Below are 2,920 nucleotides of genomic sequence, written 5' to 3'. Positions count from 1 at the left end.
GCACACAAATCTACACAATCGTCAAACAAAGACGGTTTTAGGTTATTCAGGCAGATCCGGTATCTATTTAATTTTAAATATTTTATTTTGAAATCCGAGTTAGGTGAAAACGTGGTATTTTGGCGCGATTATTGCATTTTCTATTGGTTAGGGAGAGGGGAGTAAGACCACCCGGTAGAATCAAAAAAACGAGTCCCCTGCCAGAAGGAGATTTAAGTCATGGCCACCATACTGATAGTTGACGACCACGCCTTGACACGCACCTTTATTCACCGACGGCTTGAGAAGGAAGGGTTTAATGTTTTGGAAGCCGAGAACGGGACCAATGGCGTAGAGCTTTTGCGAGCCAAGGATGTTGACCTTGTGCTATTGGATTTCATGATGAAAAACATGAATGGAATGCAAACATTCGAGCAAATGAAGTATTTCAGGCCGAAAGTCCTCTGCATCATGATCACCGCCTACGCCCATCCCGGATTGGTCACACAGTTTATGAAAGCGGGCGGAGCCGAGTTTCTCGTCAAACCTTTGCGTGAAGATTTTGAGCGGAGGATCAAGGACGTATTGAGCAGACATCAAAACAACTGAAACGAGCTACGGCCGCTGGCCCACCCCTCTTCCAGTTGTAGGGTTTTCACGTTGACGCGTGTTTATTTGCGACAGGTCTGCTCCCAATTATTTATGGCGTATATGCTAACTCGCTAATGTCAAGTAGGTTTCCCGTTTTCTGTTGATTTGCCGGGCTGTTTTTGGTGTTCCATGAATTCCATCGACTCCAGTGATTCTGGTGAATTCGCTGTGGTCGGTCACGCTACGGTCAAAGAGATTGGAGGATTAAATTGCAAGTTCAGGTTCCTATTTGCGCGACAAGTTTGTTTACATCTATCTGGGTGTGCAGAGGATTTTATCACCTCGATAAAGCGGCAATGAATTCTTCCACGTCCAATGACCTGATGTTTCTTCAGAAAGATAATCATTGTTTTTGCCCTGTGTTTCTTATAAAACCCTAGTATGAATCTGGCTCAACTAAAGAAGCTTATAGCAAGGCGCGAAGGCTACCCGCTGGAATTCAAGGCCACGACCGGCGAACTTAAAGAGGGGTTGCAGACCATTTGCGCTTTTCTTAATGGCAAGGGCGGAAAGGTGCTTTTTGGCGTCAAAGTTGACGCCACCATTATCGGTCAACAGGTCTCGGAAAAAACTCTCCGCGAGATTGCGGAGGCCACCCAAAAGTTTGAACCGATGCCTCAGATCGATATTCAGCGGATACCCGTGAAATCCGGTTTGGAAGTTATCGCTTTGGGAGTTGAGGAGAATTCGGATCACGCGCCATTTCTTTATGATGGGCGAGCGTGGGAGAGAGTCAAAAATACCACCCGGCAAATGAAGCAAACTCGGTACGATCAATTGCTCCAAGAACGATCGCACAGTAAACGACGTTGGGAAAACCAGGAGGCGGAGAACACAAATTTAAAAGATATTGATCGGGATGAAGTTTTCCGGATGGTGGAAAATGCCCGCGCTGTAGGGAGACTGAGTGGACCTCCTGAAAAAAACTTCGTGCGAGTTTTGGAGCGGTTGGGTGTTTGTCAAACTGGAAAGATTTTACGTGCGGCAGTGGTACTTTTTGGAAAGCAATTTTTGCCGGATTTCCCGCAATGTGAATTGAAAATGGCGCGATTTCGCGGCGTGGACAAAACGGAATTCCTCGACCAGAAACAAATTCACGGACCGGCCTTCAAGCTTCTGGAGGAGGGAATGTTGTTTTGTAACCGGCATTTGCCGTTACCGGGACGGATCGAGTCCGGACGGTTGGAGCGTGTGGATCGTCCCTTGATTCCGCCGAATGCCTTACGGGAAATTCTGGTAAATGCTCTGATCCACCGCGATTATGCTTTTTATGGCGGTTCGATTTCCTTGGCGATTTTTGATGATCGTGTCGATATCTGGAGCGCCGGGAAACTTCCTTCCGGTGTCAGCCCCGAAGTGCTTTCCAAGGAACATAACTCGGTTCGCCGGAATCTGATTATTGCTGATGTTTTTTACCGGGCGGGAATGATCGAAAATTGGGGCAGAGGAACCAATCGCGTTATTGACCAATGTAGCGAAGCCGGTATTTCCGCCCCGGAGTTTAGAGAGGTTGGAAACTTCACGGTCGTCACGTTTAAGGTCAGGGTTGGTCAGACCGCCCAAGTCACCGCCCAAGTCACCGCCCAAGTCACCGCCCAAGAAATCGAGTTATTGAAAGCGGCCAGTAATCAGCGTTCAAGTAAAGAACTTCAAGACATCATTGGGTTAAGACACAGAAAGCATTTCCAAAAAAAATATCTTGAACCATTGGTGGCTAGAGGGTGGCTCGAAATGACCATTCCCGATAAACCACAAAGCCTTCTGCAAAAATACAGAATAACTAAAGCCGGAACGGAGATAATCAAAAATAAAAAAGGCGAATGAACAAGCTACCCTGAAATCAAATTCATCCCCTCATCATCTGAAATCCCATCTCCCGTTCCTTAATCCTACGCAAACACTTTTGTTTTTTAGACCGGCCTCCTCGAAACATTTTCCGTTCTTCTTCCGTGGCCATTTCCAGCATTCGCTACCGATCCAGGTCGCGCTTGCGTTGTTTTTTCCTTTCGCGTTCACGATCATTTTTCAGCTTTTGTTCATTGCGAATTGCCTTGAGTTCCTGCAACCGTTTCTCCTCCAGCGAAAGTTCCTGCTCAGCGGAGTCAACGATTTTCTCAGCCGGCGGTAACGGTTGTGTGATCTACGGGGTTGGCTGATCTTTTTGTTGAGCTTCAACTGAGGCGGCGAGGGTCAGGTCTCTCCTTGACTGCATATGTTTACGATATGGATTTTCACCTCCAAGTATATGCGCCCTGCCGGGCGCACAAAAACAAAAAAGGGGTGTCGATTG

The 2,920-nt window shown here is 47.1% G+C and carries 2 protein-coding genes; both read left to right on the top strand.

Translation table 11 applies throughout. The annotated features are described in order from the left end of the window. Positions 1-219: 219 nt before the first annotated feature. A complete protein-coding gene (locus HY877_01030) occupies positions 220-588 on the top strand; it encodes a response regulator (GenBank protein ID MBI5298873.1) in 369 nt (122 codons plus the stop codon). Between the two features lie 423 nt (positions 589-1,011). Beyond that, a complete protein-coding gene (locus HY877_01025) occupies positions 1,012-2,454 on the top strand; it encodes a putative DNA binding domain-containing protein (protein ID MBI5298872.1) in 1,443 nt (480 codons plus the stop codon). Positions 2,455-2,920: the final 466 nt, after the last annotated feature.

The sequence above is a fragment of the Deltaproteobacteria bacterium genome (genome assembly GCA_016213065.1).
Lineage (GTDB): Bacteria > UBA10199 > UBA10199 > SPLOWO2-01-44-7 > SPLOWO2-01-44-7 > JACRBV01.
The sequence above is the reverse complement of the archived record's forward strand: the minus strand, read 5'-3'. Positions and strand labels throughout refer to the sequence as shown.

Bases quoted from the DNA above. Each gene is read 5' to 3' on its own strand.
- HY877_01025 (MBI5298872.1), top strand. From the start codon at position 1,012: ATGAATCTGGCTCAACTAAAGAAGCTTATAGCAAGGCGCGAAGGCTAC.
- HY877_01030 (MBI5298873.1), top strand. From the start codon at position 220: ATGGCCACCATACTGATAGTTGACGACCACGCCTTGACACGCACCTTT.